This is a genomic window from Microvirga lotononidis, assembly GCF_034627025.1.
Lineage (GTDB): Bacteria > Pseudomonadota > Alphaproteobacteria > Rhizobiales > Beijerinckiaceae > Microvirga > Microvirga lotononidis.
Window position 1 is genome coordinate 1077248 of sequence record NZ_CP141049.1, and the last position, 26897, is coordinate 1104144.

24 protein-coding genes and 6 pseudogenes are annotated in these 26897 nt (G+C 62.4%); 12 read left to right on the forward strand and 18 right to left on the reverse strand.

Annotated elements, in window-relative coordinates:
- Positions 1-289: 289 nt before the first annotated feature.
- On the reverse strand, positions 290-1387 hold the full coding sequence (locus tag U0023_RS28975) for a calcium:proton antiporter (protein ID WP_040639773.1): 1098 nt from the start codon (positions 1385-1387) through the stop codon (positions 290-292).
- Between the two features lie 431 nt (positions 1388-1818).
- On the opposite strand from U0023_RS28975, the gene U0023_RS28980 reads away from it, so the two are divergent.
- The 3 genes and pseudogenes from U0023_RS28980 to U0023_RS28995 all read left to right on the forward strand — a co-directional run bounded on the left by U0023_RS28980 (position 1819) and on the right by U0023_RS28995 (position 4954).
- Complete coding sequence (locus U0023_RS28980) at positions 1819-2481, forward strand: IS6 family transposase (protein ID WP_154661346.1); 663 nt, start codon at positions 1819-1821, stop codon at positions 2479-2481.
- Positions 2482-2539: 58 nt separating this feature from the next.
- A pseudogene (locus tag U0023_RS35765) lies at positions 2540-3317 on the forward strand (IS6 family transposase).
- A gap of 641 nt (positions 3318-3958) precedes the next feature.
- Positions 3959-4954, forward strand: coding sequence for an omptin family outer membrane protease (locus tag U0023_RS28995; RefSeq protein WP_009495309.1), 996 nt, complete (start codon positions 3959-3961; stop codon positions 4952-4954).
- Between the two features lie 103 nt (positions 4955-5057).
- Here U0023_RS28995 and ltrA read toward each other — a convergent pair whose 3' ends face one another.
- Complete coding sequence (gene ltrA, locus U0023_RS29000) at positions 5058-6299, reverse strand: group II intron reverse transcriptase/maturase (protein WP_009495311.1); 1242 nt, start codon at positions 6297-6299, stop codon at positions 5058-5060.
- 625 nt (positions 6300-6924) lie between these two features.
- Here ltrA and U0023_RS29005 point away from each other — a divergent pair.
- Positions 6925-7686: an IS5 family transposase gene (locus U0023_RS29005; protein WP_009495312.1), complete on the forward strand. Its 762-nt coding sequence runs from the start codon at positions 6925-6927 to the stop codon at positions 7684-7686.
- 65 nt (positions 7687-7751) lie between these two features.
- Here the strand turns inward: U0023_RS29005 and istB are convergent, their stop codons facing one another.
- Together istB and istA (U0023_RS29015) are read right to left on the reverse strand one after the other, a co-directional pair.
- Positions 7752-8480, reverse strand: a complete 729-nt coding sequence (istB, locus tag U0023_RS29010) for an IS21-like element helper ATPase IstB (RefSeq protein ID WP_009489215.1) — start codon at positions 8478-8480, stop codon at positions 7752-7754.
- A complete protein-coding gene (gene istA, locus U0023_RS29015) occupies positions 8480-9979 on the reverse strand; it encodes an IS21 family transposase (RefSeq protein WP_009489216.1) in 1500 nt (499 codons plus the stop codon). The genes istB and istA (U0023_RS29015) overlap by 1 nt, the downstream gene beginning before the upstream one ends.
- A 606-nt stretch (positions 9980-10585) precedes the next feature.
- On the opposite strand from istA (U0023_RS29015), the gene istA (U0023_RS29020) reads away from it, so the two are divergent.
- Together istA (U0023_RS29020) and U0023_RS29025 are read left to right on the forward strand one after the other, a co-directional pair.
- Positions 10586-12115 (forward strand): IS21 family transposase, encoded by a 1530-nt coding sequence (gene istA, locus U0023_RS29020; RefSeq protein ID WP_009489074.1) that lies wholly within the window; start codon positions 10586-10588, stop codon positions 12113-12115.
- Positions 12112-12714: pseudogene (locus tag U0023_RS29025) on the forward strand (ATP-binding protein); the annotation flags it as partial. The gene istA (U0023_RS29020) and the pseudogene U0023_RS29025, both read left to right, overlap by 4 nt.
- A gap of 29 nt (positions 12715-12743) precedes the next feature.
- Here U0023_RS29025 and U0023_RS29030 read toward each other — a convergent pair.
- A complete protein-coding gene (locus U0023_RS29030) occupies positions 12744-14945 on the reverse strand; it encodes a recombinase family protein (RefSeq protein ID WP_009495314.1) in 2202 nt (733 codons plus the stop codon).
- On the opposite strand from U0023_RS29030, the gene U0023_RS29035 reads away from it, so the two are divergent.
- Positions 14944-15177, forward strand: coding sequence for a hypothetical protein (locus U0023_RS29035; protein ID WP_040639775.1), 234 nt, complete (start codon positions 14944-14946; stop codon positions 15175-15177). The two genes, U0023_RS29030 and U0023_RS29035, sit on opposite strands and share 2 nt — an antisense overlap.
- A gap of 13 nt (positions 15178-15190) precedes the next feature.
- Here the strand turns inward: U0023_RS29035 and U0023_RS35770 are convergent.
- Positions 15191-15313, reverse strand: a pseudogene (locus tag U0023_RS35770) (hypothetical protein); the annotation flags it as partial.
- 95 nt (positions 15314-15408) lie between these two features.
- On the opposite strand from U0023_RS35770, the pseudogene U0023_RS29040 reads away from it, so the two are divergent.
- The 3 genes and pseudogenes from U0023_RS29040 to U0023_RS29050 form a co-directional block, all read left to right on the forward strand.
- Positions 15409-15603 (forward strand): annotated as a pseudogene (locus U0023_RS29040) (ATP-binding protein); the annotation flags it as partial.
- Positions 15604-15661: 58 nt separating this feature from the next.
- Positions 15662-16297 carry a plasmid pRiA4b ORF-3 family protein gene (locus U0023_RS29045; protein ID WP_009489076.1) on the forward strand — a complete coding sequence of 212 codons (636 nt, stop codon included), beginning with the start codon at positions 15662-15664 and terminating at the stop codon, positions 16295-16297.
- A 163-nt stretch (positions 16298-16460) separates the two neighbouring features.
- A complete protein-coding gene (locus U0023_RS29050) occupies positions 16461-16892 on the forward strand; it encodes a hypothetical protein (RefSeq protein WP_009495320.1) in 432 nt (143 codons plus the stop codon).
- A 148-nt stretch (positions 16893-17040) separates the two neighbouring features.
- Here U0023_RS29050 and U0023_RS29055 read toward each other — a convergent pair whose 3' ends face one another.
- Both U0023_RS29055 and U0023_RS29060 read right to left on the reverse strand, forming a co-directional pair.
- Positions 17041-17427, reverse strand: coding sequence for a type II toxin-antitoxin system VapC family toxin (locus U0023_RS29055; RefSeq protein ID WP_009495321.1), 387 nt, complete (start codon positions 17425-17427; stop codon positions 17041-17043).
- Positions 17424-17669 (reverse strand): type II toxin-antitoxin system Phd/YefM family antitoxin, encoded by a 246-nt coding sequence (locus tag U0023_RS29060; RefSeq protein ID WP_009495322.1) that lies wholly within the window; start codon positions 17667-17669, stop codon positions 17424-17426. The genes U0023_RS29055 and U0023_RS29060 overlap by 4 nt, the downstream gene beginning before the upstream one ends.
- Positions 17670-18067: 398 nt before the next feature.
- Between U0023_RS29060 and U0023_RS29065 the strand changes: the two genes are divergently transcribed.
- The gene (locus tag U0023_RS29065; RefSeq protein ID WP_009495323.1) at positions 18068-18439 is read left to right on the forward strand and encodes an integration host factor subunit alpha; all 372 of its coding nucleotides are present in this window, start codon (positions 18068-18070) and stop codon (positions 18437-18439) included.
- 209 nt (positions 18440-18648) lie between these two features.
- Here U0023_RS29065 and U0023_RS29070 read toward each other — a convergent pair whose 3' ends face one another.
- The 6 genes and pseudogenes from U0023_RS29070 to U0023_RS35775 form a co-directional block, all read right to left on the reverse strand.
- Positions 18649-19227, reverse strand: coding sequence for a hypothetical protein (locus U0023_RS29070; protein WP_407667439.1), 579 nt, complete (start codon positions 19225-19227; stop codon positions 18649-18651).
- Positions 19228-19346: 119 nt separating this feature from the next.
- Positions 19347-20058, reverse strand: a pseudogene (locus U0023_RS29075) (IS6 family transposase).
- A 65-nt stretch (positions 20059-20123) separates the two neighbouring features.
- Complete coding sequence (locus tag U0023_RS29080) at positions 20124-20609, reverse strand: 6-pyruvoyl trahydropterin synthase family protein (protein ID WP_009495327.1); 486 nt, start codon at positions 20607-20609, stop codon at positions 20124-20126.
- On the reverse strand, positions 20606-21373 hold the full coding sequence (gene queC, locus U0023_RS29085; RefSeq protein WP_009495328.1) for a 7-cyano-7-deazaguanine synthase QueC: 768 nt from the start codon (positions 21371-21373) through the stop codon (positions 20606-20608). The genes U0023_RS29080 and queC overlap by 4 nt, the downstream gene beginning before the upstream one ends.
- A 5-nt stretch (positions 21374-21378) precedes the next feature.
- Complete coding sequence (locus U0023_RS29090) at positions 21379-21984, reverse strand: hypothetical protein (RefSeq protein ID WP_052600739.1); 606 nt, start codon at positions 21982-21984, stop codon at positions 21379-21381.
- 20 nt (positions 21985-22004) lie between these two features.
- A pseudogene (locus tag U0023_RS35775) lies at positions 22005-22185 on the reverse strand (hypothetical protein); the annotation flags it as partial.
- 485 nt (positions 22186-22670) lie between these two features.
- On the opposite strand from U0023_RS35775, the gene U0023_RS29095 reads away from it, so the two are divergent.
- Positions 22671-23628, forward strand: a protein-coding gene (locus tag U0023_RS29095; protein WP_245273188.1) for an IS630 family transposase whose coding sequence is annotated in 2 segments (ribosomal slippage) — positions 22671-23021 and positions 23023-23628 — 957 coding nt in all. Because the reading frame shifts where the segments join, the coding sequence is not laid out codon by codon here.
- A gap of 218 nt (positions 23629-23846) precedes the next feature.
- Here the strand turns inward: U0023_RS29095 and U0023_RS29100 are convergent.
- From U0023_RS29100 to U0023_RS29115, 4 genes are all read right to left on the reverse strand, one after another.
- Positions 23847-24437: a transposase gene (locus U0023_RS29100; protein WP_322883855.1), complete on the reverse strand. Its 591-nt coding sequence runs from the start codon at positions 24435-24437 to the stop codon at positions 23847-23849.
- A 56-nt stretch (positions 24438-24493) separates the two neighbouring features.
- On the reverse strand, positions 24494-24697 hold the full coding sequence (locus U0023_RS29105; protein WP_154660886.1) for a hypothetical protein: 204 nt from the start codon (positions 24695-24697) through the stop codon (positions 24494-24496).
- A 266-nt stretch (positions 24698-24963) separates the two neighbouring features.
- A complete protein-coding gene (locus U0023_RS29110; protein WP_009489212.1) occupies positions 24964-26115 on the reverse strand; it encodes an IS110 family RNA-guided transposase in 1152 nt (383 codons plus the stop codon).
- A complete protein-coding gene (locus U0023_RS29115) occupies positions 26048-26683 on the reverse strand; it encodes a helix-turn-helix domain-containing protein (RefSeq protein WP_245272843.1) in 636 nt (211 codons plus the stop codon). Before U0023_RS29115 ends, U0023_RS29110 begins: the two co-directional genes overlap by 68 nt.
- Between the last annotated feature and the right edge of the window lie 214 nt (positions 26684-26897).

Sequence of the window (26897 nt, forward strand, 5' to 3'; positions counted from 1 at the left end):
GTGGGCACCGTTGCGGCCTGAAACCTGAACCTCAGGGAGCAGATTGACCGCGTATGCAACATGGCGAGGCTGAGGCTTCCGATCCCATCATGCGGCGGTGTCTGCCGACCGCGGAGAGAACCATGACCCGACAGGTGATATCAGCCAAACTGACGGAAAGGGCCGCTCAAAGGGCTTGACCAGAATCCCCGGAATAAGAGAACGGTCCCCGTGGATTTCAGTCCCTCCGGATGCCAACAGGTCGCCGCTGTTGCTTTCAGGACCCCTGTTGGAACTTCTCCTCATCCGTCTATGGAACAGCGGTTAGGAACAGGAACACGGCAAAAATCACGAGGTGAACCGAACCCTGGAGCACCGTAGTGCGACCCGTCGCAAAGGTCAGCGTGCTGACGAACAGCGACAGGACAAGCAGCACCATGCCCTCCGGGATCAGGCCTAGAGTGAGGGACTGGCCAAGATAAACGGAGACCATCCCGACGATCGGGATCGTCAACCCGATGCTGGCGAGGGCCGACCCGAGCGATGCATTGAGAGCCGTCTGCAATCGATTCGCCTTGGCCGCCTTGATGGCTGTCAGGCCCTCCGGCAGTAGCACGACCAGGGCGATCACCACCCCGACCACCTCCACTTCCAGGCCGGCGCGGAGGATCGCGCCCTCGACGATCGGCGATAGCGACTTGGCGAGCAGAATGACGGCGCCGAGGCTGACCACGAGCAGGACGGCACTCAGGGTGGTCGCGACAGCGTCCGGTTTCGCGCCATGCTCATGGCTGTCGCCGACCATCACGAAGTCCTCGCGATGACGGAAGGTCTGGATGAACACGAAGGTGACGTACAAGGCGAGGGAGACCGTGCCGCAAAAGAGAAGCTGGCTCGGCGCGTAGGTCGGTCCGGCTGTGGTCAGGGTGAAGTTGGGCAGGATCAGCGACACGACCGCCAGCGTTGCGATGACGCTCAGGATAGCCGAGGCGCTTTGCAAGCGAAACTCCTGCTGGAAGTGCCGGAGCGCACCGAGGACCAGACAGAGGCCGACGATCCCGTTGAGGACGATCATCACGACGGCAAAGACGGTGTCGCGGGCAATGGCCCCGGCGCCCTCGCCCCCCGTCACCATAACCGAGATGATCAGGCCGACCTCCAGTGTGGTGATCGCAAGGGCGAGCAGGATGGAGCCGAACGGCTCGCCGATCCGGATGGCGAGGATCTCCGCGTGATGGACCGCCGAGAAGACCGAGCCGCCCAGCAGCGCGATGGCCAGGATCAGGATGGGCCAGCTCTCGACGCTCGCCCATCCGGCCAGCTTCGCAAGGATCAGAAGGGCTCCTGCCACTGGAGCGGCCCAGCACCAATGGGGCATCCGGTGCGAGTGCTGATCGTGAAGGGGCATCAAGCCTCCAGGGAGATGGTGCATCGCGTCTGTCATTGCATGCCTCCTAGTTTGTCGCCGCCGGAAGCAGGACGGGTCGGGCAACGGCGATGATGCCGCTCTCGCGCAAAGTCCGCTACACGGCAGCTAGAACAACCTCAGCCTGCGCCGTCACCGGACGCAACAGCCGTTGACGAGGCCTGTCACACCTCAGTCTGTTAGCTTGTCGGGATTGTATGCGTCAAGTTCCGCAAAGCGGGGCGGCCGGTCAGGCTGGCTAAGCGGCTTCGCGAAGTTGATCCTTATTGTGCTCCTTCAGATCATCCATTGTGAGATAGCGGTACGCCTCGAGCCAGTTCTCACGAGGGTCCTGTGAGGTTGGCAAGGACTTGCGGCCTATGGCAGGGTCTCGGGCATGAGCACAACCCCAAAACCGTACCGCGGCTTCTGAGATCATCAATCAGGCGGTCTGGATGTATGACTGCTTCAGCCTGAGCCTGCGTGAAGTCGAACTGATCCTCGCCGCACGAGGTGTCGTGGTCAGCAACGAGACGATCCGCGAGTGGGGTCTGCGTTTTGGACATACCTATGCCAACAGCCTCAAGCGGCGCGGGCCGAAACCGGGAGACAAATGGTTTTTAGATGAAGTGTTCATCCGGATACGAGGCAAGCTGCGCTATCTCTGGCGAGCCGTTGATCAGCACGGGAGCGTGCTCGATGTTTTGGTTCAGGGGCGTCGTCACACGACAGCGGCCAAGCGGTTCTTTCGGAAGCTGCTGAAGGGTTTATGCTATGTGCCGCGGGTACTCGTGACGGACAAACTCAGGTCCTATGGCGCCGCCAAACGCGAGATCCTTTTGAGCATTGAGCATCGACAGAGCCGAAATCTGAACAATCGTTGTGAGGTCTCGCACCAACCAGCCCGACGGCGGGAACGCCATATGAGACAGTTTAAGTCATGCCGGCACGCTCAGCGATTCCTCGCCACCCACACCCCGATCCACAACAACTTTCAACTCCGCTACCATCGCCTCTCTGCCGGTGAGTATCGGGCTGCGCGCGATCACGCCTTTTCCATCTGGCGCGATGCCACGGGAGTTGCCCTCGCAGGTTAGCGTAGACGGTGTTGTCACGTTAACTCGGGTTTGACCGCGACCGTGTAGACGGGCCGGTATGCCCAACCCCGTCAGCGACAAACGCCATCGCTTTCCGCCTGAGATCATCGCCCATGCGGTGTGGTTGTACTTCCGGTTTCCCCTGAGCCTGCGGATGGTGGAGGAGATGCTGTTGGAGCGCGGCATCGTCGTCTCCTCCGAGACGGTCCGCCGCTGGGCGCTGAAGTTCGGGCCGGCGTACGCGCGTCGTCTCAGGCGCAAGCCGCCGAGCCGCCGCGATATCTGGCACTTGGATGAGGTCGTGGTCACGATCTCGGGCCAGAAACACTGGCTCTGGCGGGCGGTTGATCAGGACGGCCATGTGCTTGATGAGGTCGTCCAGGACCGCCGCGACACCCAGGCCGCCAAGCGCTTGCCGAAGCGTCTCTTGCGGAAGCAGGGCGACCGCGAAGACAACCCTGCTTCCGGCAGCCGGCCATCAGTGGCACCAAACGAATAAGCAGCACAGCCGCAATATCGGCCTCCCGTCTTTGCCGGTCACAAGACCGGCAATGACATCGTTGAGCAATTACGAGAAAGGACTTGATCAATGAGTTGTGATTAGGCAATCCCCATCTGAACAACAGGGCCGAGAATTCGCATCTTCCGCTGAGAAAGCGGGAGTGGATGATAAAGGCTTTCGGTCCGCGGGAGGCCTGCAGCGGTTCACCTCCGTCTTTTCAGCCGTCAGGAACTTGTTCGTTTCGTCCCACTCGCACCGGTCTGCCCTCGCCACCCACCTTCACTGCCTACAAGCCATGGCGGCATGGAAAGCCGCGGCGGGCGTCCTCGCCTGAAAGAGCGGGGACAGAGCAAATTGCGGTCTCCTCGGGTTAACGTGACATCACCCTCGCAGCCGGTTCAGTTGATCCCCCATGTCCGCCATCCCTGGACAAACGCCAGACCTCTGACACCTGCTGTCGGGTTTGTCGAGTCCGCGACACGGTGCTGTGCGGCCCGGCGCCTGCCGCGCTCTCATGGAAGCCCTTGAATAATCTGCACAACATCTTTTCTGAGGCGCTTTGGGCGCAGTTGGCACGAAGTTTGCACCCTTCAGTACGAGGCGGCAGGAGCGGCCGACCGGATCGTCATGGTTTGAGTAACCGCGCGGTCGATGGACCAAAGGAAGGAAAGCAATATGTCAGGACAGCACCGTCACCTTAAGCCGAGAAGCCCTCGTTCAGGCCCTCCCGGCCAGCCCTGTCCCATTGATAAGGACGGCGCCGGCTCCCAGCCGAAATCTTCAGCAAGGCAAGTAGCCTCGTTCAGTTGACGATGCCGTTTCGAGCACATCCAGTTCAGCTCAATGATGCGGCGCGCGGAGCCCGGTGAGCGCTGTGTGGTGATGCAGTCGCATACTGCGTGAAACAACGCGTTGAAGACGACATACGCAGACAATGATCCTTGAACAGGTCAGACTTACCTTAGGAGTTATCTCGTGAGTGAATCGACAAGAGCACTTGTCGCGCTCTGCAGCGCGGCAATGCCGTTAGGCCTCGCGGCAGGGCTTTCGCCTGCTTATGCCACCGATCTCGGAACTCAGCAGGCCCCGATCGCGGCAGTGTCCTCGAGCCCGCTGTTCTCAGCCGAGGTGTTCAGCGGTTATCTCGCGGGCATTGCCGGCGAGTACGTTTATCGCGTTCCGGTCGACGGATCGAAGCTGAGCCAGCTCAACTGGCAGATCGACAACGCGGCTGTCCTGGGTGGACGCCTGTCCTATCAGGCGCTCGACTGGCTTTCGCTGCGTGCCGGGGGATGGTCCGTGATTGCCTCCGATAATGCCATGGACGATTTCGACTGGTTGCGTGGCTATAACGGTTTTGACAGCTGGTCCCATTGGTCCTCCCATTCGGATACGAGGCTCGCCAAAGCCTTCCAGATCGATATCGGCGGCGCAGCTCGTTTCTATGAGCAGAACGGCCTCGCCCTCGACGCCTTGGCCGGCTATCGCTTCCTGACCACCAAGATGAACGTTTACGGCGGGAACTACATCTATTCGAAGGATGGCTTCAGGGACAAGGTCGGCACGTTCGACCCGCATGAACTCGGTATCGCTTACCAGCAATGGTGGCACACTCCTTATGTTGGCCTGGGCGCGACCTATACGGCCGGATCCTGGCGCGTGACCGGTGAGGTTATCACCAGTCCGTTTGTCGTTGTGAAGGCCAAGGACCATCATAACCTGCGGGACCTTCTATTCACCGAGGATTTCGCTCCCGATTGGATGGTTGGTGTGGACCTTGGTGCTGAATACGCCGTCTCGGAGCGCCTCTCGCTCACGGCGAAGGCCGAGTACCAGAAGTATTTCGAGGCGGCGGGTGAAACGCTTGCATACAAGGGCGGCGAGGGGCTGGTCGCCCGCGCGCCGAAGCCTGCAGCCGGCGCCGATCTGAACATGCTGATGCTGACCGTGGGTCTCAAAGCCAACCTGTAACCGGTAAGGTTCTATACCAGGAAATCGGGATAGGGGGGAACCTTGCGGTTCCTCCCCTCCCACACCACCGTACAAACGGGTCCGTATACGGCGGTTCGCCAGATTACTCGGCTCGGCGGATATAGACAGAAGCGAGACCAAGGCTCTCGAAGAAGGCATTGGGGAAGGCAAAGGAGAGCGCGGGGCTGTTGCTGAGCCGCCAGACACCATGGGGGCTTCCGGCGGCTCGCGCGGCCAGATCCCGTCTGATGCCCATGCGACGCAGTTCCGCAAAGCGGTTACGCCCGTACTTCCACTGCTTCCAGACGATGGCACGGAGCCGTCGCCTGATCCACTTGTCCAGAAGCCGCAACTCCCCTGGGGTCTCGCAGAAACCGAAGTAGCCGCGCCATCCAATGAGATAGCGCGATAGCTCCGGTATAATCTGCGCGAGGCTGCGCCCTCCATTCCTTGCCGTGGGTTCTCGAACCCGCCCCTTGAATCTGGTCAGTGCCTGCGGTGCGATGCGCCGCCTAATGTAGGCACGACCTGAGAAGCTAAAGTCGAGGAACTTACGCTCGGTTGGAGAAGCGACAGCGCTCTTGGCCGGGTTCACCCTCAGCTTGAGACGCCGTTCGAGGAACCGGGTGACGCTGGCCATGACCCGTTCGCCTGCACGAGGACTGCGGACATAAATGTTGCAATCATCGGCGTATCTTGCGAACCGGTGGCCGCGCCGTTCCAGTTCCTTGTCGAGCACATCGAGCATCAGGTTTGAAAGCAGCGGCGAGAGCGGACCCCCTTGCGGGACTCCCTCATCCATCGGATCGACCATGCCGCCCACGAGCACACCTGCCGTCAGATAACGGCGGATGAGCCGGAGCAGGAGCCGGTCCTGCACCCGTTTGGCCACCAGACCCATCAGGATGTCGTGGTTCACCCGATCGAAGAATTTCTCCAAATCGAGATCGACGACGGTGTGGCAGCCGTCTGCGATAAACTGCTGCGCGGCGGCCACAGCCTGGTGCGCCGAGCGTCCGGGCCGGAACCCGTAGCTCGACGGCGAGAAGGTCGGGTCCCAGTCCTCTTGCAGCACCTGCATCACCGCCTGCTGGAGGAAGCGGTCGAGCGCCGACGGAATGCCGAGGCCTCTAGTGCCTCCGGATGCCTTCGGAATGTCGACGCGCCGCACCGGCTGCGGCTGGTAAGTGCCGTTGAGAATTTGGGCCCTGATCTCGGGCCAGTGGTCTTTCAGGTGAGCGGCCAGATCGTCGACAGTCATGCCGTCAACGCCGGGCGCGCCCTTGTTGCGTCTGACCTGGGCCAGCGCCTTCTTCAGATTGTCGCGAGCGACAATCCTCTCCATCATTGATCCCACCGGGATCGCTGGGCTTTCGGGGGCGGGTGCCGCCGGCACGACTTCGGCTCCTTCGACGAGCGCGCTCGGGGCTTCACCCTCTGCCACACCGCCGAAAGCCAACTCGAGTTGGTGTTGCTGCCGCTTGGTCTGTCGAGACACCTGCGCTACTTGCCCTCTCTAACGTTCGGGCCTTCGGCCTTGCGGCCTACTATGCCGTCTGCTGACTTCTCCGCCACGATCACGGGCCTTGCGACCCGCTCAGTCCGGAAGACCGGACATGGTGGAGATCTCCCGAGGTAAGTTCGACCGCCTTCCCCGCACACCTGCCGAATTTACCGTCCCGGTCTTTGATGACTGTGGACTTCGCGGTCATTGGCCCGCTCGTCCGACCTGGGTGGCCTCATATCCGGTTCTTGTTCATCAGGTCGCGGTTTTGCTCCATGCTTCCTTCAGACCCCGCCTCACGACGACGCCCTTGCACTTCGCTAACCCTTCGCCGTCATCAGGCTGGGTAGAGGACTTAGAGGCTGGTGAGCAATTTTATTGCTCGATGTAAGTCATTGATTCAGAATAGGTTTGATGCTGGCCGCTGTTGCGGATGTGGGCTGTTTGACGATCCGGGAGCCCCGCCATGGATGCCAGTTCCTACGCCTGCGATCTCACTGATGCCGAATGGGCGCTGCTTGAGCCCCTGGTCCCGCGCAGTCATCCTGCGGGACGGCGGCAGACTTACCCGTTGCGGCGCATTGTCGATGCGATCTTCTATCTGCTGCGCACCGGAGCCCAGTGGCGGCTGCTGCCGCATGAGTATCCACCCCGGTATGCTGTCTTCTATCACTATGCCCAGTGGCGCGACGACGGCACCTGGGAGCACGTGACCCAAGCCTTGCGGGAGAGCTATCGGCGTACGCTCGGCCGCCATCCTCAGCCGACAGCGGCGATCATCGACAGCCAGTCGGTTAAGACCACTGAGATGGGTGGACCACGAGGGTACGATGGTGGCAAAAAGATCAAGGGCCGCAAGCGTCATCTTCTCGTTGATACGCAAGGCAATCTGCTGAAGAACAAGGTGCATTCGGCCGACATCCATGATCGCGCCGGCGCCGAGCTCTTGTTGGAGGGTTTAGAGCATCTCTTCCCGGCCATTGAGCGCCTATGGGCTGACACGGCTTATCGCGGATTGAAGGATTGGCTGCGCAAGGCACTGGGCTGGAGGCTGTCCATCCCGCAACACTGGTGGTCCGGTGGTGTCTGGACGCGGGCTGACGCGGAGCCGCCGACGCGCCCGAGTGGCTTCCAGGTGCTCGCACGCAGATGGATCGTTGAGCGGACCATCGCCTGGCTCACCACCAACCGGCGATTGGCCAAGGTGTCAATCGGCTTCCAAATATGACCCTCGATCAGCATCCAATTCTAACCCTCCGGGCATAGAGGCAATTCCGCCATTCTGTGGCGTGATTAGATTCTGTTCTTGAAGCGCCAGCTCTCGTTGCCGGTCTCGACGATCTCACAGTGGTGGGTGAGCCGGTCGAGCAAGGCCGTGGTCATCTTTGCGTCACCAAAGACGCTCGGCCATTCCCCAAAAGCCAGATTGGTTGTGACGATCACAGAAGTCTGCTCGTACAGACGGCTGACCAGATGGAATAGGAGCTGGCCTCCCGATTGGGCAAACGGCAGGTAGCCGAGTTCGTCCAGCACAACGAAATCCATCCGCGAGAGATAGTCCGCCATCCGGCCCTGCCGGCCCGCGCGAGTCTCCGCCTCCAGCCGGTTCACCAGATCAACCACGTTGTAGAACCGCCCGCGGGATCCAGCGCGAATGCACGCTCGCGCAATCCCTATCGCCAGATGGGTCTTGCCCGTGCCGGTGCCTCCCACCAGGACGACGTTGCGTTCCTGGGTCAGGAACTCCCCGCCGGCCAGATCCCGCACGAGGCCTTCATTGATCGGCGTGCCGGCAAAGACGAAGTCCTCAAGGTCCTTGGCCAGGGGCAGTTTGGCAATCGTCATCTGGTACTTGATCGAGCGCGCCTGCTTCTCGGCGATCTCGGCAGACAGAAGATCGCCCACCACCCGCTGCGGCTCATGACTGCGCTTGACCGCGGTCGTGATGATCTCGTCATAGGCCGACCTCATGCCATAGAGCTTGAGGTCGGCCATGGCAGCAAGGATCTCAGTCCGTTCCATCACACAGCCCTCCTGATACTGTCGTAGCGGGCACAATCGGCCTGCGGCTCATGCCGGAGCCGCAACGCCTGTGGGGTCGTAATCGTCCGCGGCGGTTCCGGCTCGCGCTGCCGGGCGAGAATGTTGAGGATCACATCAGCGGACCAGACGCCCTCACTCAGAGCCTCGGCACAGGCAGCCTCAACCGCCGGCAGGCCGTCGCTGAGCACGGCCGCCAGGATGCTGACCATCTGGCGGTCGCCATCGTCCCGGCCGGCGTGCTTGCGCCGGACGCGCTCAAGGGCAGCGGGCAGAATCCAGTCCTTGAACGGAGCACCATTGCGCAGAGCCCCGGGCTTGCGGGCCAGCACCGGCACGTAATGCCAGGGATCGAAGATCGTCTGATCGCGGCCGAAGCAGCGGACATGCTGCGCGACAACTCTGCCATCCTGGCGGCATTCAATCCGATCCGCATAGGCCCGGATCTCCACCGGGCGTCCGACAGCGCTGGCGGCCACCGAGTACTTGTTGGAGTCGAAGCGCACCAGACAGGTTCGGGAGACGGAGGCCGGAATGGCGTGGAAGCCGTCGAACGGTCCGGGATAGGGCACCAGACTCACGCGCTCGGCTTCGAAGACCTGCCAGATCGTCCGGTCGCGGTGCTCGGGATGGGCATGCGCTTTGGCATAGGCGATACACTGATCGAGCAACCAGGCATTCAACTCGTCATAGCTCTTCACCCGCAGCCGCGGGGTGAAGAAGCGCTCACGCACGAGCCCAACCTGGTTCTCTACCTGACCCTTCTCCCAGCCGGAGGCTGGCGTGCAGGCGACCGGCTCGACCAGGTAGTGCCCGCACATCTGGAGAAAGCGACGGTTGTAGGCGCGCTCCTTGCCGATGAAGATGGTGTCCACCGCCGTCTTCATGTTGTCGTAAATGCCGCGCCGGCAGGCGCCCTTGAAGAAGGCGAAGGCGCGGTCATGGGCGTCGAAGACCATCTCCTGGCTCTCACGCGGATAAGCCCGCACGAACATCATGCGCGAGTGGCAGAGCCGGACATGGGCGACTTTGACGGTCACCGGCATGCCGTTGAGCAGGATGGCCTCGTGGCTCCAGTCGAACTGGTAGGCCTCGCCCGGTGCAAAACTCAGCGGCACGAAGACGGCGGTCGCAGAGGTGGACTGCTCCCGGCGCCAGCTTCTGGCATAACGGCGCACGGCATCGTAGCCACCCTCATAGCCAAGACCCCGCAGCTCCTCGAAGAGGCGGATCAGGGTCAGACGTTCCCGAGTGGGCTTGGCGTCATTGAGCGCCAGAAGGCGATCCAGATCCTCCCTCCAGGGGCCGATGCGTGGCAGAGGCTGGCGTTCGCGCTCGTAGCGGAACTCAGTGGCTCCCGAGCGCAGAACCTTGCGGACTGTGTTGCGAGCGATGTGGAGCTCGCGGGCGATCTGCTTGATCGTCTTGCCGCGCACGAAGAACTCGCGTCGGATCCGTGCAATCGTGTCCACGCCCTTCATCCCCTGCCACCTATCCTGATCCAGGACAGGCAGTGTGCTCGCGTGACAGCCGCAGGGGTCAAATTTGGACGCCGATCCCCCGTCTCAGAGGGTCAACATTGCATGCCGAAACACAGGCCAAGGACTATGAACGTCTGGTCGAGACCAGCGAGATGCTGCTGTATCTCGCCATGAGCCGCATCCTGCTGCGCCGTCTCACCCGAAAGGAAAGATAATTGCTTACCAGCCTCTGAGTCCCTACATCTTCGATGCCTCCCGCACGAAGCCAGGACAGTGGCCGGGCCAGTGGGAGCAGACAGGCCAGCGCTTTACCTGGGCGTTTCCGGATCAGAACATCCGGATCGAGGGGAGCCTCCAAGGACCAGGTCAGTCTGCTGCGCGGCTCACGGGCATCAAGACCTCGCCAGGTGGCAGGTCTGCAGTGGTGTGCACGGCCCTATCCAGATTGCCGAAGATCGGGGAGGGGCTTGTGATCCCGAGAAACAGCCGCTTCATCGACCTGGATGGAGGTGTACGACGCCAACTATGATGTCCGCCTGATGACGACAGAGATGGCCGGTTTGGTGTGAGATGCATCACTCTTCTCCCGATTGCGGGAGAAGGTTGATGCCGGGCATTCACGTCACCGACCGCCAGGTCAGGCGCTACATGAGTTCACGCAAGGACGGATATTCTCAGGCCGCCGCTGCGGCACGGGCCGGGTTCAGCGAGCGCACCGGCCGGCGCATCGAAGCCGACCCGGTTCTTCCCAGCCAGCGCGAGGGACGGCGCTACCGGACGCGTCCGGATCCGTTCGCCGCAGTCTGGCGCGACGAACTCGTGCCGATGCTGGAGGCCGCGCCCCAGATCCGGGCCACCACTTTGCTCGAAGAGTTGCAACGGCTGCATCCTGGGCGCTATGGCGACGGCCACCTGCGCTCGCTGCAGCGCCGGGTGGCCCATTGGCGCGCCACCGAGGGACCGGAGCGCGAGCTGATCTTCCGACAGGAGCACCCGCCCGGCCGACAGGCTCTCTCGGACTTTACCAATGGCGCCAAGCTCGGCGTGACCATCGCCGGCCGACCCTTTCCCCATCTGCTCTACCATTTCTGGCTTGCCTATTCCGGCTGGCGCTTCATCAAAGCCATCTGCGGCGGAGAGAGCTTCACGGCTCTCACCGAAGGCCTACAGGAGGCACTCTGGCAGCTCGGCGGCGTCCCGCGCGAGCATCGCACCGACCGGCTCTCGGCCGCCTATCGCAACCTCGCCGAGCGCGAGGACGAGGCTAAGGCCTATGCCGCGTTCTGCAGCCATTACGGTCTGCAGCCCACCCGCAACAATGCCGGCATCGCCCACGAGAATGGATCGGTCGAAGCCGCCCATGGCCATCTCAAGCTCGGATTACGCGAAGCTCTCGACTTGCGCGGCTCGAAAGACTTCGCCGACCTGGAGGCGTACCAGGCTTTTCTGCAGGACTTCGCCATGCGCAAGAACGCAGCCGTGCAGGCGGCACTTGCCATCGAGCGCAAGGCGCTGGCTCCTTTGCCGCGCTTTCGCACCAGCGACTACTCGGTGGCGACTGTCACCGTCACACGCTCCGGCACGATCTCGGTGCGCAACGTCCTCTACACCGTGCCCTCGCGCCTCGTCGGCTGTCGCCTCAAGGTGCACATCTACGATGACCGTCTTGTCTGCCATCTCGGGCTGAGCCCGGTGCTGACGGTCCCGCGCCGCTACTTCAAACGCGGCGGTCCCGGTGTCCGTGTCATTGATTACCGCCATCTGGTCCATGCTCTCGTGAAGAAGCCGCAGGCCTTTCGGCACTCGGTCTTCCGGGAGGATCTGTTCCCGCAGACCGCCTTCCGGCAGGCCTGGGAGGTACTTGATGCCAGGCTCGATCCAAGACAGGCGTGCCGGGTCTATGTCGGCCTGCTGCATCTGGCGGCCACGCACGCCTGCGAGGCCCAGCTGGCCGATCATCTCGCGAGGGTTCTCGCCGGCGGCGGCCTCCCGGATCTCGACCAAGCCCGGACCGTCGTGGCCGGGCCGTTGAACGTCCAGGCGCCGGTTGTCCATGTGAGGGCGCCGGATCCGAGCGTGTACGACTGCCTGATCCCTGTCGATCCCATCGCTGCTTCAGAAGGGGCCGCACCATGACCCGATCCTCATCCGCCGCGCCGCCGGTCGACACGGCGAAGTTGCCGGTCCTGCTCACCACCTTGCGTCTGCCGACCATCTCGCGGCTCTGGCAGGAGATCGGCGCCCGGGCCGATGCGGAAGGCTGGGGATCGGCCCGCTTCCTTGCTGCCCTGTGCAAGCACGAGATCCATGAGCGACACAGTCGACGCATTGCCCGCCATCTCGCCGAGGCCGACCTGCCCCATGGCAAGACCTTTGCGACCTTCGACTTCTCCGCGGTGCCGAGCCTGCGCAAGGCGCAGGTCCTGGCCCTGGCGGAAGGCGATGCCTGGCTCGACCAAGGTGCCAACATTCTGCTGTTTGGCCCCTCTGGGACCGGCAAGACGCACCTCGCCGCTGCGATCGGCACCGCCCTGATCGAGGCCGGCCAGCGGGTGCTGTTCACGCGCACCACCGATCTGGTTCAGAAGCTGCAGGCCGCCCGGCGTGATCTGAGCCTGCCGGCGACCCTGACCAAACTCGACCGCTTCGATTGCCTGATCCTCGACGATCTCGGCTATGTGCGCAAAGATCAGGCGGAAACGAGCGTCCTGTTCGAGTTGATTAAAGATCGTCATTCATAATGATGCTTCCTCTTCTGGTCACGTCAAACCGCCGGCCCGGGTAAGCGTCGTAGGTGCCACTCCCAAACTTGGCCATGCGGCACCCGGAAGGCTTGATAGTCTCTGTCGCGAACCTTCGCCCAAAGCGCATCCCGCGACAAATGCTCATCCGCCATCACTTGGGCAAAGCGCGGCAGGCGATAACCGATCGGGCTCGTGCCATCGAGGCGAGCCAGATCGTCTTCATTCAAGCGAACCCAGACCCGCGATGCCGTCTGATGTTGATCGAAGTCCAAGACGCCGTGACGTACCCACACATGCAGCAAGGAGGGCGAGACGCCAAGCCGCTGCGCGGCCGTCCTGGCCGGCATCAATCCATCCGCACGCTGGACAGCCCCTTGCGTTTGCAGGGGACACAACGTGGGAATGCCATGCTGCTTGCGCATCGAGTGAACCCGGGCATAGGTCCAGAACTTGCCAGTCCGCGTGCGGAATCCTTCAGTGTTCAGCCACATTGCGATCTGATGGTCAGGGTATTTCTCTGCCAGAACGCGCAGACGCGCGAGCACCTCGGGCTCAGTGCAAGCATGCCACCCCACTGGCGGACAGTGCACCTCGTGCCGGCTTGTCGCTCCACCGCTCCACACAATGACGACCTCCGCCCGGCGGTGCTGGGGATCAACAGAGACGACAACCTCTGACATGACCAGGCGCAGCAAGCGCTTGCGGTCCACAGCAGTGGTCGTGCCGGCATGCCAGAGGCCTGGCAGATCTCCGGCCAGATGCCGAACGGCTTGTTGCTCGGCCCCATCCAGAGGCAGCAGTTCCGTCCGCCGGATGACGGCGTAGTCCTGCTCCAGCTGCTCGAGCGTTTCCAAGGCCGCATTCCACCGTGTCTCGAGCGTTCGGGCGACCAAGCGGTTCTCGGGCTCGATCGCATCGTATTGTCGCTGAGCGCGCTGGACATCGTAGCGGGCGCGTTCAAGCCTGAGCTGCCACTGCCGGTCGAGAGCCTGACGCTCGTGTTCGAGCACGGCGAGCGCCTCCAAGGTCGTCGCAAGGGCTGCCGGCTTGACCGCCTCCAGGAAAGCCTCTCCCGCCGCCCGATCGAGATGCGAGATCGGGAAGGCCTGACACAGCGGGGCGCCGTAATCAATCTGCGCCCGCCGGCACTCATAGCGCAGACGATCGCTGCCATGGCTGACGCTCATGCGCCGGCCACAGCGCCCGCAGATCACGAGGCCTTGCAGCAGAGCGCGTCCCTCGCGCGGGGCGCCGTGCCGTTTGGCAGCGAAGTTGTAGAGGTTGTCCTGCAGGGAGCGCCGGTTCAGCAGGTACTGATCATAGCTGAGATAGGCCGGATAGACGCCTGGGATGACGATATCCCACTCATCCACGGGGCAGCGTCGGGTGGTCACGACAGGAGGATCCCCGGGGCTGATCTCCTGCTTGCGGCGCCCGTAGACGAAGACTCCGGCGTAAACTGGGCTGGTCAAAACCTGCTGGATCATCTGGTAGGTGGGCCGGACCCAGACGATGCGGCCAGCCTCGGCGCCCTGCTGGATCAACCGCGGCATTTTGAGGCCGTGATCCGCCAAGTAGCGCTGAACCGCGCGCCCGTTGCGCAGCAGGGCGAAGCGCTCGAAGATCCGGATCAGCACGGCCCGGACCTCGTCGTCGGGATCGAGCACGACGGTGCCGTCCCCCAGCCGCCGATAGCCGACCGGCAGGCGCAGGGCCAGCTCGCCGCGCCGGGCCTTGTTGAGCAGATTGCCGCGCATCCTGGCATGCAGGATATGCAATTCCGCGGCAAATAGGGTGCCTTTGACGCCCAACAGCAGTCTGTCATTTGGATCCTGCGGGCAGTACACGCCGTCCTCGTCCGCAATCAAGGTGCGGAAGACGGCACACAATTCGATCACGCGATGCCAGTCACTGTTGCGGCGCGACAGGCGAGAGACCTCCGTCACCAGAATGATGCCGACCTCTCCCAGGCCGATTGCAGCGACCAGGCGTTGAAAGCCCGTCCGCAGGTGGCTGCTGGCGCCAGACTGTCCCAGGTCCTCGTCAATGACTTCGACCTGGGGTGCGGCCCAGCCCATCTGGCACGCTCGCTCGGCCAGCTGATACTGCCGGCGGGTGCTCTCCTGGTTGTTCTGGACCTGCCGCGGCGTCGACTGGCGAATGTAGACGATGGCGCGTCGCGTCAGGTGACGGGGTTCGATTTTGGGGAAGATCGCAGTCATGGCACGGCTTTCCTTGCGCGTGCGCGTGTCCCGGGGCGAGGCGAAGCTGGCGCTGCACGAGGTCGGTCCAGAGGGCGACCATGAGCTGGCGGATCTCGGGCTGGAGGGTGCTCCACACCTGGAGGGGTGGGGTCTGACGGTGCAGGCGCATGGCGGGCCTCGGGAGCAGGAAACGGCGCATTGCGTAAACCAGCGACCAGGCTGGCCAGCGCCCGGAGACTGCCGGGGGTGAAGGTGAGAGCCGGAGCGGCCACCCTGGGCAGCGGAGCCGCTGCCTCCACGTGGCGAGCCGGTAGAACCTGCCGCCCGCCATCCGAGCCTTCAATAACCAAGTGCGGTTCACCGTTGTGGCGCTTGCGCCGTATCACGCGGACCAGTTGGCCAAACAGGGGATGGTGTGAGGCTGTAATCCGAACCCGTTCGACCGAACGGGGATCCAACTCATCAGTTTGGTGGTCGTTGTGCCGAGCGCTATGAGCGCCGCTCTCTGATCACGACCTGTAATCAGCCCTTCAGCACCTGGAATCAAATCTTCCCGGATCCCGCCATGACGGTGGCGGCGATTGATCGTCTGGTGCACCACGCCACCATTCTGGAGCTCAACACCGAGAGCTATCGACGCCGGACCGCGACGGAGGCTAAGAGTGCCGCGGTCTAGTTGTCGTCGGACGCGTCCGGCTAGTTGACGCCGCCCCCGGTGACAGGTCCACTGGGGCATGTCCTGGAAAGATCCCAACGCGCTCCAGATCAAGATCACCCTGGCCGAGATCGAGCCGCCCGTGTGGCGGCGGCTGGTGGTGCCGTGGACCTGGCATCTGGGACAGCTGCATCTTGCGATCCAGGCGGCGTTCAACTGGTGGGACTACCACCTGCATGAGTTCCGCATTGGCGGCCTGCGCTATGGCGATCCGGAGCTGCTCGAGGACGGCGCTTTTGAGGATGACCCGCGCGTGTTCGACGAGCAAGAGGTGCGGTTGCGCGACTTCGACCGGGAGCCGGGCACGTCATTCACCTACCTCTATGACTTCGGGGACAGCTGGCTTCATACGGTTGAGATCGAGAAGCTGCTGGCTCTCGATGCGCCTCCTCGCTTCGGGACCTGCATCGCAGGCGCCCGCGCCAGACCTCCGGAGGATGTGGGCGGCGTGAGTGGCTATGAGCGCTTTCTCGCCATCATGGCCGACCCGGACGATCTTGAGCACACCGAGACCCGGATCTGGTGCGGTGGCCACTTCGACCCGGAATGGTTCGATCTGGCGCTCACCGACAAGGACGTCAGGAACGCCCTCAAGCCCAATGTCCGGCGCCGCCTGCACCAGCCTAAGCCCGCACGAAAAAGCCGGTCATCGTAGTTGACGCTACCCGGACACTAAAATTGTCGTTGCACATGGAGGGGAGGGCGAGCTCAAGGTGCCGGCCGGCATCTCGCTTCAGGAGGAAGGATCCCGCTGAGAGCGGCAATGTGACGGACCACCGAGCGTTGGGAATGCGCCGCCTGATGCCCAGATAAGACGCATGTCGCACAAGGCTTCTTCGCCCCGCACCCCCGACCTGTTCGAGTATACGCTGACCATTCCGACCCCATCGTCCGAGCCGACGCCTGCTCCAGTCAGGCCGCCAACGCTGGCGAGCCTGTCTGACGTGCAACTGGCCCAGCAGCTTGGCCAAGTCGTCGAGGACATGCAGCGCCGACTGGAGAGGAAGGGCACGCGGCCGGAGCGAGAGATAGCAGTGCAACAGGCCAGATCGTCCCTGGACCGGCTTGTGCCAAGACCCGCCAAACAGACCAGATCGTCGAGATCAGCCAAGCCCGCACTCACCCTGCAGGAGGGGCAGCGCAAGGCAGTCCGGGCGGCGCTTGTGGCAGGCGTCGCTCCTGCCCAGGTTGCTAAGCATTTCGGCCTGTCGCTGGCCGCCATCGACAAGGTGCTCGCGGAGGCTGGCTAAGCAATCTGCGCATCTCGCGGATCACGAGTCTGGCTGGGGAGCGGCCTGAAGGGAAGCGCGGCACCGCAGGAGGGGAGGGGAGCCGCGACGTCCCGTGCTCCGGGTGACTCGGATGTCGGTCTGAAACTCCGCGGCGCGAGGGGAGAGGTTAGATTTTCCGGATCGGTCCCGCATACTGGGCGACGATCGCATCGGCCGTCAGCAAGGTGATCCCCTCGATCATGGCTTGCGCGATCAGGATGCGATCGAAGGGATCCTTGTGGATCGCCGGCAGGCCGACAATCGCCACGGCATGTTCGCTGACAACCGGCAGTTCGCTGTAGCCGTTATCCAGCAGCCCTCGCCGTAGGACACGCGCGTCGGCGGCAAAGTCGCTCCGCCCCAGGCTGCTCTTGATGGCGATCTCCCAAAGGCTCGCGGCGCTAAAGAACAATTCATTGTCAGGCGCCTCGATCAGTCTAAGGGCTTCGTCAGACAGTTTGTCCGGTTCGCCAGCTGCCCAAAGGAGCACGTGAGTATCAAGGAGAAGCTTCATGACTGGCCGCTGAAGAGCGCGTCGATGATCTCTTCCCCCATGCGGTCAAAGTCGGTGGGGACCCTCACCTGGCCGGACAGGAACCCGACCCGCTTGACCTGAGCGGCCTCGGGGGCTGTGAGCGGCACGACCTTGACCATCGGCTTGCCCGCTTTGGCGATGACGAAGCTTTCGCCCTTCGCGGCCCGCTCAATCAGGCGGGACAGATGGGTCTTCGCCTGGTGGATGTTCACCGTGTCCATCTCAGCACCCTGCAACTTAGTTTAACGGACTTAGTCTATCGGAGAAGGGAGTGTCCCGCAATCATTTGGTACAGCCGCCCGGGTCAGCGCGCACGGGCCTGGTGCCGGCCGCTGGGTCTGGCGGCCGCGGCTGGCAACGGTGAGGGCGGTCGAGGGCCGACCTCGGCGCCCAGCGGTCTCGAACGCCGCGAAAACGGCTCAGCTAACGATAAGCGGCCGCAATCGATTACATGGATGACAGGGGATTTCAATTGAGAGCTCCCAGCGGTAAGGAGCTTGCGCGACCCGCTCTCCCCCTTGTGCATCCGCGGCGTCGCTCCTCTGAGAAGAGGGCATCCTCCCAAACTCGGGCTGCTGGCAACGGCAGCCCGTTTCTTTAGCGCAGCTGGAGTGTGGCGATGGTGGGCAAGAATGTGATCCGGACTGACCTCGCTGATGCCGTTTGCCAGAAGGTTGGCATCTCCCGAGCTGAGGCCATGGACCTGGTCTCGCAGGTTCTCGGCGAGATGTGCGATGCTCTTGTCACGGGCGAGAGTGTGAAGCTGTCGGGGTTTGGCATCTTCCATGTGCGCGATAAGGCCAGGCGGGTAGGACGGAATCCGAAAACAGGAGTTGAGGTGCCGATTGAGCCACGCCAATCCATCATGTTCAGCGCCTCGCCTGTTCTCAAGGCACGCGTGAATGGCGGCCGCAAGAAGCCTGCCCGGACGAGAGCCAAGCGAGGTTCTGCCTCAGGGGCTGACGCTACCAAGTCGCCCATTTTGAAATAAATGGAATGAAATCGATTTCATTTGCGACATGATCTTGCGAGGCCTTAGCCTTTCGTATAATGCCCCTGCCTCACAATCAGAGCCGCGTCCAGCCACTTCCTAGAACAGAGCCGCACTGCTCTGCACCTCGGACCCTTGGAGAACAGCGGCCCCTTGCTTTTCAGTCCAACGGGGTTTGCTTTCATGCCGCGTTACTACTTTGACGTCCACTACGATGAGGCAGCGTGGTCGCTTGATCCGGACGGAGGGCTCCGCCCCCTCCATAATCCGATGATCCGGCCGCGGTGCTCAGCCCAGGCTGCCTTGCCACAAAGCTCTGCCTCAAGCTCGGCTCGCTTGTCGGGGTGAGTGACAGCCTCCACCAAGTAGCGATTCATCGCAGGGATATGCCACTCGGGATTGTCCTCAATCAGGCGCCATGTTGCCTCGATCGCGAAGAGGTCCTCATAAATCCCACCCTGCTTGCTGGTTCCGAGCCCGTTTCTCGGCGCTTTGACAAGCGGGGTCAGGTCTCGGCGTGAAGGGACAACGATGACAGCTTGGAGGATCGAAAACCCGTGCGGCCGCTTGTTCCGCCCGTTGCGATGGAGGCGACCAAGTCTCTGGAGGAGGACATCGACGGGACAGAGGTCTGTAATCAGGAAATCCGCGTCGATATCCAAGGATTGTTCTAAGGTTTGCGTGCCAACAATAACGCGCCCTCCGAAACTCCGCGTGCCTCCGAGTTCCATCTCAACATGCCGATCGAGCAGCTTCCTATCGCTGGCGGAGAAGCGGCTATGATGCAGCGTTGGGCGTCCTTCAACGCGGAAGAATTCCGCCGCCTCAGCACCGGCGAGGGTCTCGAGTGCCGAGGTATCGTCAACTTAACAAGTTGAGTTAGGTCTGCCCGTCCCGGATCGTCAGATCAGATACCGGCAGCGACACCAGTCACCTCAGCCCAAGTCATAAATGCCTGTGCTCGGGATTTGCGATGATCGGCGGCATGGATGTTGGCGGGACGACGGAAGAGGTTTGCAACCTGATCGTGAGCGGAGAGGAAGCGCTGGGCCTGACCGGCTGACTTGAAGCGCTTCATGATCCGCTCCCGTCGTCGGGTGGGCTGATGACTGCTTTTCCGCGCGATTGTTTAAACCCTTATGCTGCCGATGCTCGACGCCCGGCATGATCTCTCGTTTTGCGGCACCATAGCTCGCGAGTTTGTCAGTGATCATCACGCGCGGTGCGATGCCTTGCTTCTTGAGCAGCTTGCGCAACAGCCGCTTGGCTGCTTTTGCATTGCGGCGGCTCTGGACCAAAATATCGAGCACAATCCCATATTGGTCGACCGCTCGCCAGAGCCAGTGCTTTCGGCCTGCGATGCTGATCACCACCTCGTCGAGGTGCCACTTGTCACCCGCTGCCGGAAGACGGCGGTGGATCTGATTGGCAAAACCCTGGCCGAACTTCAGCGCCCACTGCCGCACCGTCTCATGGCTGACCAGGATGCCGCGGGCAGCCAGCATCTCCTCGACCATCCTCGGGCTAAGGGGAAATCGAAAATACAGCCAGATGGCGTAGCTGATTACTTCCGCAGGAAAACGGTGGCGGGCGTAGCGAGAGGGACGTGTCGAGGTCATACTTCGTCTATGCCAGCATACCATCACTCAGAAGTTAACCTGACGGTGCCGTTTTTTCTTGATCATTATCTCTCAATCTGCCCGAAATCGTTCTTTTGAGGCCGTAGGGTGTACACGGCGGAGCACTTGCGCGTTTCCTCGACTTCGCAATGTCGCAGCTTGATGCCTGTGCCTTTGAGCTGTTGCGGCCCCACCACGAGCACAAGATGCTGTGCAATATTTTCAGCAGTTGGATTGAACGGGACCAGCACGATGCCATCGCCGAGCGTCGTCCCGTCACCGGTTCCGGTTGTGTTGTCGATCAACACATTCGCAACCGGGTCATGCTCCCACAGCAGCATCTTATGGTCCCAATTCTCTTCCAGCCACATACAGAGCTTGCTCTTTATCTCGCTGAAGTCGATGACGCGCCCCAAGTTGTCGAGCTCATCTGCTTCGCAGGTGAAATGCACACGGTAGTTATGCCCGTGCAAATGCCCGCACTTGCCTTCATGCCCAACGACGCGGTGTCCGCAACTGATGTCGTGGTAGCGCTTCGCCTGCCAGCTCATGCGTCACCACGCAGCGATGCATAGTTCGCCGTTGTAGGCAACTCCATGCGTCCCTCACGCCACGCGCGCACAACCAACGGGTCGGGAACTCCAGCTTCAAGAAATCCTTGGGCTCGCAAGACGTTTGAGTGATTCATGTCTGTTGGCGGGTATTTTCCGTCATAGCTGGTGTGGCTGTATGCCAGCGCTTCAATACAACCGGCAAGCTCCATGGCTAGGGCGATCGACTGCGCTTTGCTCAGGTTTAGGAGGGGCGCGAGTATCTTAATTCGTTCTTCCATGTGGCGCCCGAGCGACTGGTTGATTGCCTCTTCCATCTGCGACAGGAACAACTGACGACAGTCAGGGTAATTTGCATTGTCCTGCTCGCTTATCCCGGTGACGATGTGGTTGCATCCGAGCGCGACTGCGCGATTCGCAGCGATAGTGAGAAAAAGGGTATTGCGCATGGGAACGAATGTCAGCTCGACGCGGCTACCGATGACGCGGTCCATCTGCGCGTAGCTTTCGTATCTCTCAAGTTCGTTTTCGCTAGTCAATGGGGACGCCGACTGCAGGTAGTTTGGAACTTCGATCACTTCGTGCGAGTCCACGTTTGCCATGCCGGCAATCTTGCGTGCGGCTTCGATCTCGATTCGATGCCGCTGGCCATAATCAAACGTTACAGCATGCAACGCGTCACCTTTATCGGTGAGCAAGCCGCGAGCCCAGAAAAGGCAGGTTGTGGAGTCTTGCCCGCCAGAAAGAACGACAAGGATATTCATCAGAGTTACTCCATACGAAGGATCTTGTGAACTTGAAGTTGCAGCCTGTAACCGTATTGCATGCACGACCGCACACACGCTTGCAGGTGACGCTCATTGAGCTGCGGGTTCTGCTCGTCCATCGGCTGCAGGTATATTGTGCCCGTGTAATTCACTGGAGGTCGCGCAACGCGCAGTTTGCCGAGGCTATTGTCAAGCGCGTACACCGGCAGCCCGTCGTTTTCGTCGACGCTGTGCGCAGCTATCACGTATTTGAAGCAACACGCTCGCTCAGCTGTAACCGGGTTGATTTTGCCCGACTTTGGACTGCACACGATGTATAGACCCTCGCAATCAGCAGTGTTCTTGTTGATGATGTTGAGCGGTGGAGGAGGCAGCAAACCGTTCGTTTCGACCTGCACATAGCAACCGAAACGCTGAATGAGTTTGAGCACCAGCACTTCGATTTGCTGTCGCAACGGCTCGCCGCCTGTGATGACGACAAGTCCGGTGAACCTCTTGATCGGGAAGTTGTCGGTTGTGCCCTCGACGAGTTCATCGATGTTGTTGGATAACGGCAGCGAATCCCGGTAGGCTTGTTGGATCTCATCGCAGATTTCGTCGGTGCCCATCCAGCGTCGTCCTGACGTGTAATTAGTATCGCATGCGGGGCACTGCAGGTTGCAGCCGGCTAGCCTGACAAAGACCGCGGGGGTGCCGCAGAACGGTCCCTCACCTTGAATGGTGTAGAAGATTGAATGGACATCGAGCTTATCGTGACCAAGCTGAAGCAGGGTCGTACGCTTCTCAGGCGCTTGTCTATTCACGCGCATCTAGGCTCCGGGATTACAAACCGACTCTGGCGAACCTTAGCGATCAGCGGCATGGGCTTCGCTTATCCTGTCCGCGCCCAACGGAGCCGTACCGATCTCCCGTCCGGGACTGCGGCTGAGGCGACCAACGCCGCCCCAGCTTTTCCTGGTCGGTGTGCTCGACGCCAGTGGAACCTTCATATGGAGCACCTGGCCTTCCCCACAGTTCGGGTTGCCTAAGGCGAATCCGACGGAGTTCACTCCGCGTAATGAAATGGCGCTGGCATCGGGTCGACAGCTTGGAACTGAGGCAAATTTCACTGGGGCAATGGCCCTTTCTGTCGTTATTCCCATCGTTTCTCCTGGCTCCGAAATTCAACTGCGAGCTAGGAAGCAAGTAGCACGCCAACAGAAAAGCCACGTTAGAGCACCGGACTGGAAATCCGACTCCCGGGGTTTTGGCCTGGTGCGATCTGTGATTCACTCTCTGGAACGGGAGGTGGATCATGGGTCACTGCTATTCTCTCGATCTTCGGGTGCGGGTGGCCGACTTTGTCGAGGCGGGCCATTCCTGCCGGGCGGCGGCAGGGCACTTTGACGTCAGCGAGAGCTTCGCCATCAAGCTCGTGCGGCGCACGCGGGACACCGGCTCGCCGGCGCCAGCCCGTCAGGGCCGTCCGCCCGGAGGCGGCAAGCTGGTGCCTTATGAGAGCTTTCTGATCCAGACGGTTGAGGCCGAGCCGGCCATTACCATGCCTGAGCTCGCCGCACGGCTGCTGGAGGAACACGGAGTGGTGGCGGCTCCGGCGATGCTCTCGCGCTATCTGTGCCGGCGCGGCTTCAGCTATAAAAAAAGCCCTGATGGCGGCCGAGTGCGCACGCGCCGACGTGCGGGATGAGCGCCAAGTCTGGCACGCCCAGCGCCAGCCGCGCATGCGCGAGCAGCCGCACCGCTTGATCTTTCTTGATGAGACCTACGTCAACACCAAGATGACCCGCCTGCGTGGGCGCTCTCGCAAAGGCCAGCGGCTGCGCATGAAGGCTCCCTTCGGCCATTGGCAAACCCATACCTTTTTGGCCGGGCTGCGGTGCAGCGAACTGAGTGCGCCGTGGATCATCGATGGTCCGATCACCCGGTTGGCGTTCGAGGCTTATATCGAGACGCAACTCGCGCCGACGTTGTGCCAAGGGGATGTGGTGATCCTCGACAACCTGGTCGCTCACAAGAGCGAGAAGGCCGCGCAGTGCCTGAAGCAAAGAGGCGCCTGGTTCCTGTTTCTGCCGCCGTATTCGCCCGATCTGAATCCGATTGAACAGGCCTTCGCCAAGATTAAGGCACACCTGCGCAAAGCCGAGGCCCGAACCTTCGACGCACTCTGGCGGGCGCTCGGTGACATCTGCAACCTGTTCGAGCCGCAGGAGTGCTGGAACTTCCTCAAAGCTGCTGGCTATGCGTCCGTTTAACCGTCCGATGCTCTAGAACAACAGGTTGCACAGACATCACTATGGCGTATGTCCGACAACGCGCGCGGGGCATGTTGAGAAAGTGACTTCGAGCGCTGAGAGGGACGCCCAGGGTGGAAACGGATGACGGCGCCGATTTCGTTGCATTGCGGAACTGAATCGGCCGGCAGCGCTTTAACCAAGCCGCTCCATCTTACCCCACCATGTGCATCCGAGCACTAAGTAGGTCGCCAAAAGTTATGCAACAGCTTTCTGAGCCAGAAGCGTTTGGACAGCATGCCGGCCTTGCGGAACGCTTGTTGCGGCGTCAGCGTCAGCACCCAGGCTGCGGCCTCGGCGGCCAGAGCATCGATGGAAGCCGCCTGCCGGTTGGCCGCGATCAGCCGCTTGAGCTCGCGCCAGAGTTGATCCATCGGGCTCAGTTCGGGCGCCTGCCGGGGCAACCACACGAACCGGATGCGCAGCCGGTCGGCCAGGGCTTGGGTCTGCGGGGCAGTGTGGGCGCTCGCCCGATCGGTGAGCAGCCAGAGCCAGCCAGCCTTGCGGTAGCGGCGCCGCAGCGCACGCAGGAACGCCTGGGCATCGGCCTGACCGGCACGGGTGCGGATCAGCACCACCCGACGCGCGCTTTGCAAGTCGATCGCCCCGAACAGCACCCGCTTGGCATTGCGGCCGGTGATCGGCACGAGGGCCTGCGTGCCCTTGAGCGCCCAGGTCGCGCGCAGCGGCGGAAACAGCCGCAGCAGCGTCCAGTCGAGGCACAGCAGCCGATCGCTCCTGTGCCAGCCCGCCTTCAGGCGTCGGGTGATCCCCCCTTATATGGGCCGATCCGTCAAGCGCTGGCAGGCGGTGTGCCGGATCGAAGTCAGAGTTTGACCTGGCCGACAGGGTCGAACCAAAGGAAGCCGAGTTCAAAGCCTGCCATTCTGGCATGGCGGCTCTCAGCTTGGGCGAGGCGGGCGGTCAAGTCCCGCAGCCGCTTCGCGGTGCGCCGCAGGCGCAGGGCTTGAGGGCCGGCCGAAGCTCCAAGCCATCCTGGAGACTGCCCGAGGGCAACTCGCTCCGACACTGTCCGTCTACTCAAGGGCGGGATTCGACAGTTTGCGGTGACCTCCGAGGCTGAGCCCGATGGCGCTCATGCGAACCGTTCGTCCGCATCACCTTATATCCGGTTGGGCCCAAGCCCTGACCATAATCCCGCATGCGTCGGGAACGGGCTCCGGGGTGAGCGCGACCATTCTTTTTCGCGGCATTGTTCCAGCCAGGGGGGACAACGCGGTCGCACTCCCCTCAGACATCACGCGCTGACACTCCCGCGCCAGTGCGCAAGCGGGTTCAGGGCTTCACGGCCACATCGGCTGGCAGGGCGCCTGTTTCGACATAGCGCCACAACAGGATCAGCAGCTTACGGGCGAGCGCCACAATTGCAATGCGTCTGACCCGCCCGGTGGCCGACCCCACACGGCTGCGGAACCAGACCGCGAGTGCACTGTCAGGCTGGTTGCGCAACCACAGCCAGGCGAGTTCGATCAGCGCCTTGCGGGCGCGGGCGTTGCCCGCCTTGGTAATCCCTTGCTCGCGCGAGCGGCGGCCGCTCGCAAACGGGCTGGGGGTCAGTCCCGCATAGGCAGCCACGTGGCGCCGGCTGGCAAAGCATCGGTAGAACACCTCCTTGGCGAGGACAGTTGCAATCTCAGAGCCGATCCCCCTCAGATGCAGCAAGGTCCCAAGCTTGGACGAGGACGCGGCTCGTGCCGCCGCCGCGTCGGCATCGCGCCTCGTCTCGACCTCGGCCAGGTGCCGCAGGACCAGTTCGAGCCAGTCGAGCTGACGCGCGATCTCCGCCGACAGCCGCGGCGGCAGCGGCCGGCCATCCCCCGTGATCAGCTGCGCCAGGCGCGAGCGGCGATCCGGCCGCAGCGGCTCGTAGTCGTCGATCCCTTGCGTCGCGCACAGCCCCTTGATCCGGTTGACCAGGCGAATGCGCTCCTGCAGCAGCGTGGCCCGCTCGCGGCTCGGACGACGCGCATCCTCCTCGTCCGGGGACGGTGGGCGGACCATGGAGCAGACCTTCGGCTCGCCGCGGGACCAGGCCATCAGCGCCCGCAGCAGAGCCTGGGCATCCAGGCGGTCCGTCTTGGCCCGCCGGGCCCGGCGGTCGACCTGCAGCGAACTCGGGTCCATGACATGGCTGCTGACGCCGTGCGCCTCGAGAAGGCGGTGCAGCCAGAACCCGTCGCGGCCGGCCTCGTAGCAGCACGATACATGTGGGCTCACGCCGGTGCGTCGTTCCACGCGGGTCCGGATGCGGGCAAGCAGGTCGAGCACCGCCTGTCCATCACCGGCGGGAAGCCGATGCAGCTCGATCTTCGCGGCATCGGGGGCATGCAGCGCCACCAGCCAGGAGCGGCGGCTGAGTTCAAGGGCGAGATAGATCGTGTGGGTGCTGTCCGAGACTGAAGCGTCGGCTGAGGGAGAGGAGAACATGAGCGGCCTCCAGGGTGAGGTGAGGTGACCGCCTTACTTCACCAGTTCGGCGGTCGCTGGCCCATGAGATCTTTTTCTGCGGCAGGTGAGCCGCGCGCGCGACATAGACATAGCGCGGCCGCTTCCAACGATAGCCGGCTTCGTGCAGCCGCCGCCGCAGCGTCTGGCGGCTGACCGCGAGGCCCTTCGCGGCCAGGTCGTGGGCCAGCAGCGGCACCGTCCAGCTCGTAGCCTGGTAGCCGCAGCGGCGCGGGTCGCGCGCCAGGGCCGCCGCCAGCCGCTGCGGCGTGAGCCTCGGCTGACGGCGGGGACGTCCGCTGCGCGGCCGGTCGATCAGGGCCGTGGCCTCATGCTCGGCTCGGTACTGGACGAGCCAGCGGTGCACGCTGGAGCGGTTGACCCGGCAGCGGCGGGCCGCCTCGGCGACGGGATGGCCCTCGGCCACCAGCAGCAGCGCCTCGAGGCGGCGATACACCCGGGCCTCACGGGCACCAGAAAGCGCGGCAGTAAGCCGCTTGCGATCCGCCTCGTCGAGCCACGTTTCGGGAGAGTGATCATGGTGTTGCATGCTCTCCAGGGAACACCCGCAGTGCTTGCGTTGCAAGTCTTATGAAGACCTACTTAGAGAGCGCAGGCGACCAAAGGTATCAACCAACGCTTATGGCCGGGGCCGCCCTTGAACCATTCGAGTACACAACGGCGGAGTATGGGTGATGCCAAATGAGCAGCTGATTTGAGATGATTGCTGAGCAGCGCACGCTGGACGCGGCAGCACAGCCTGA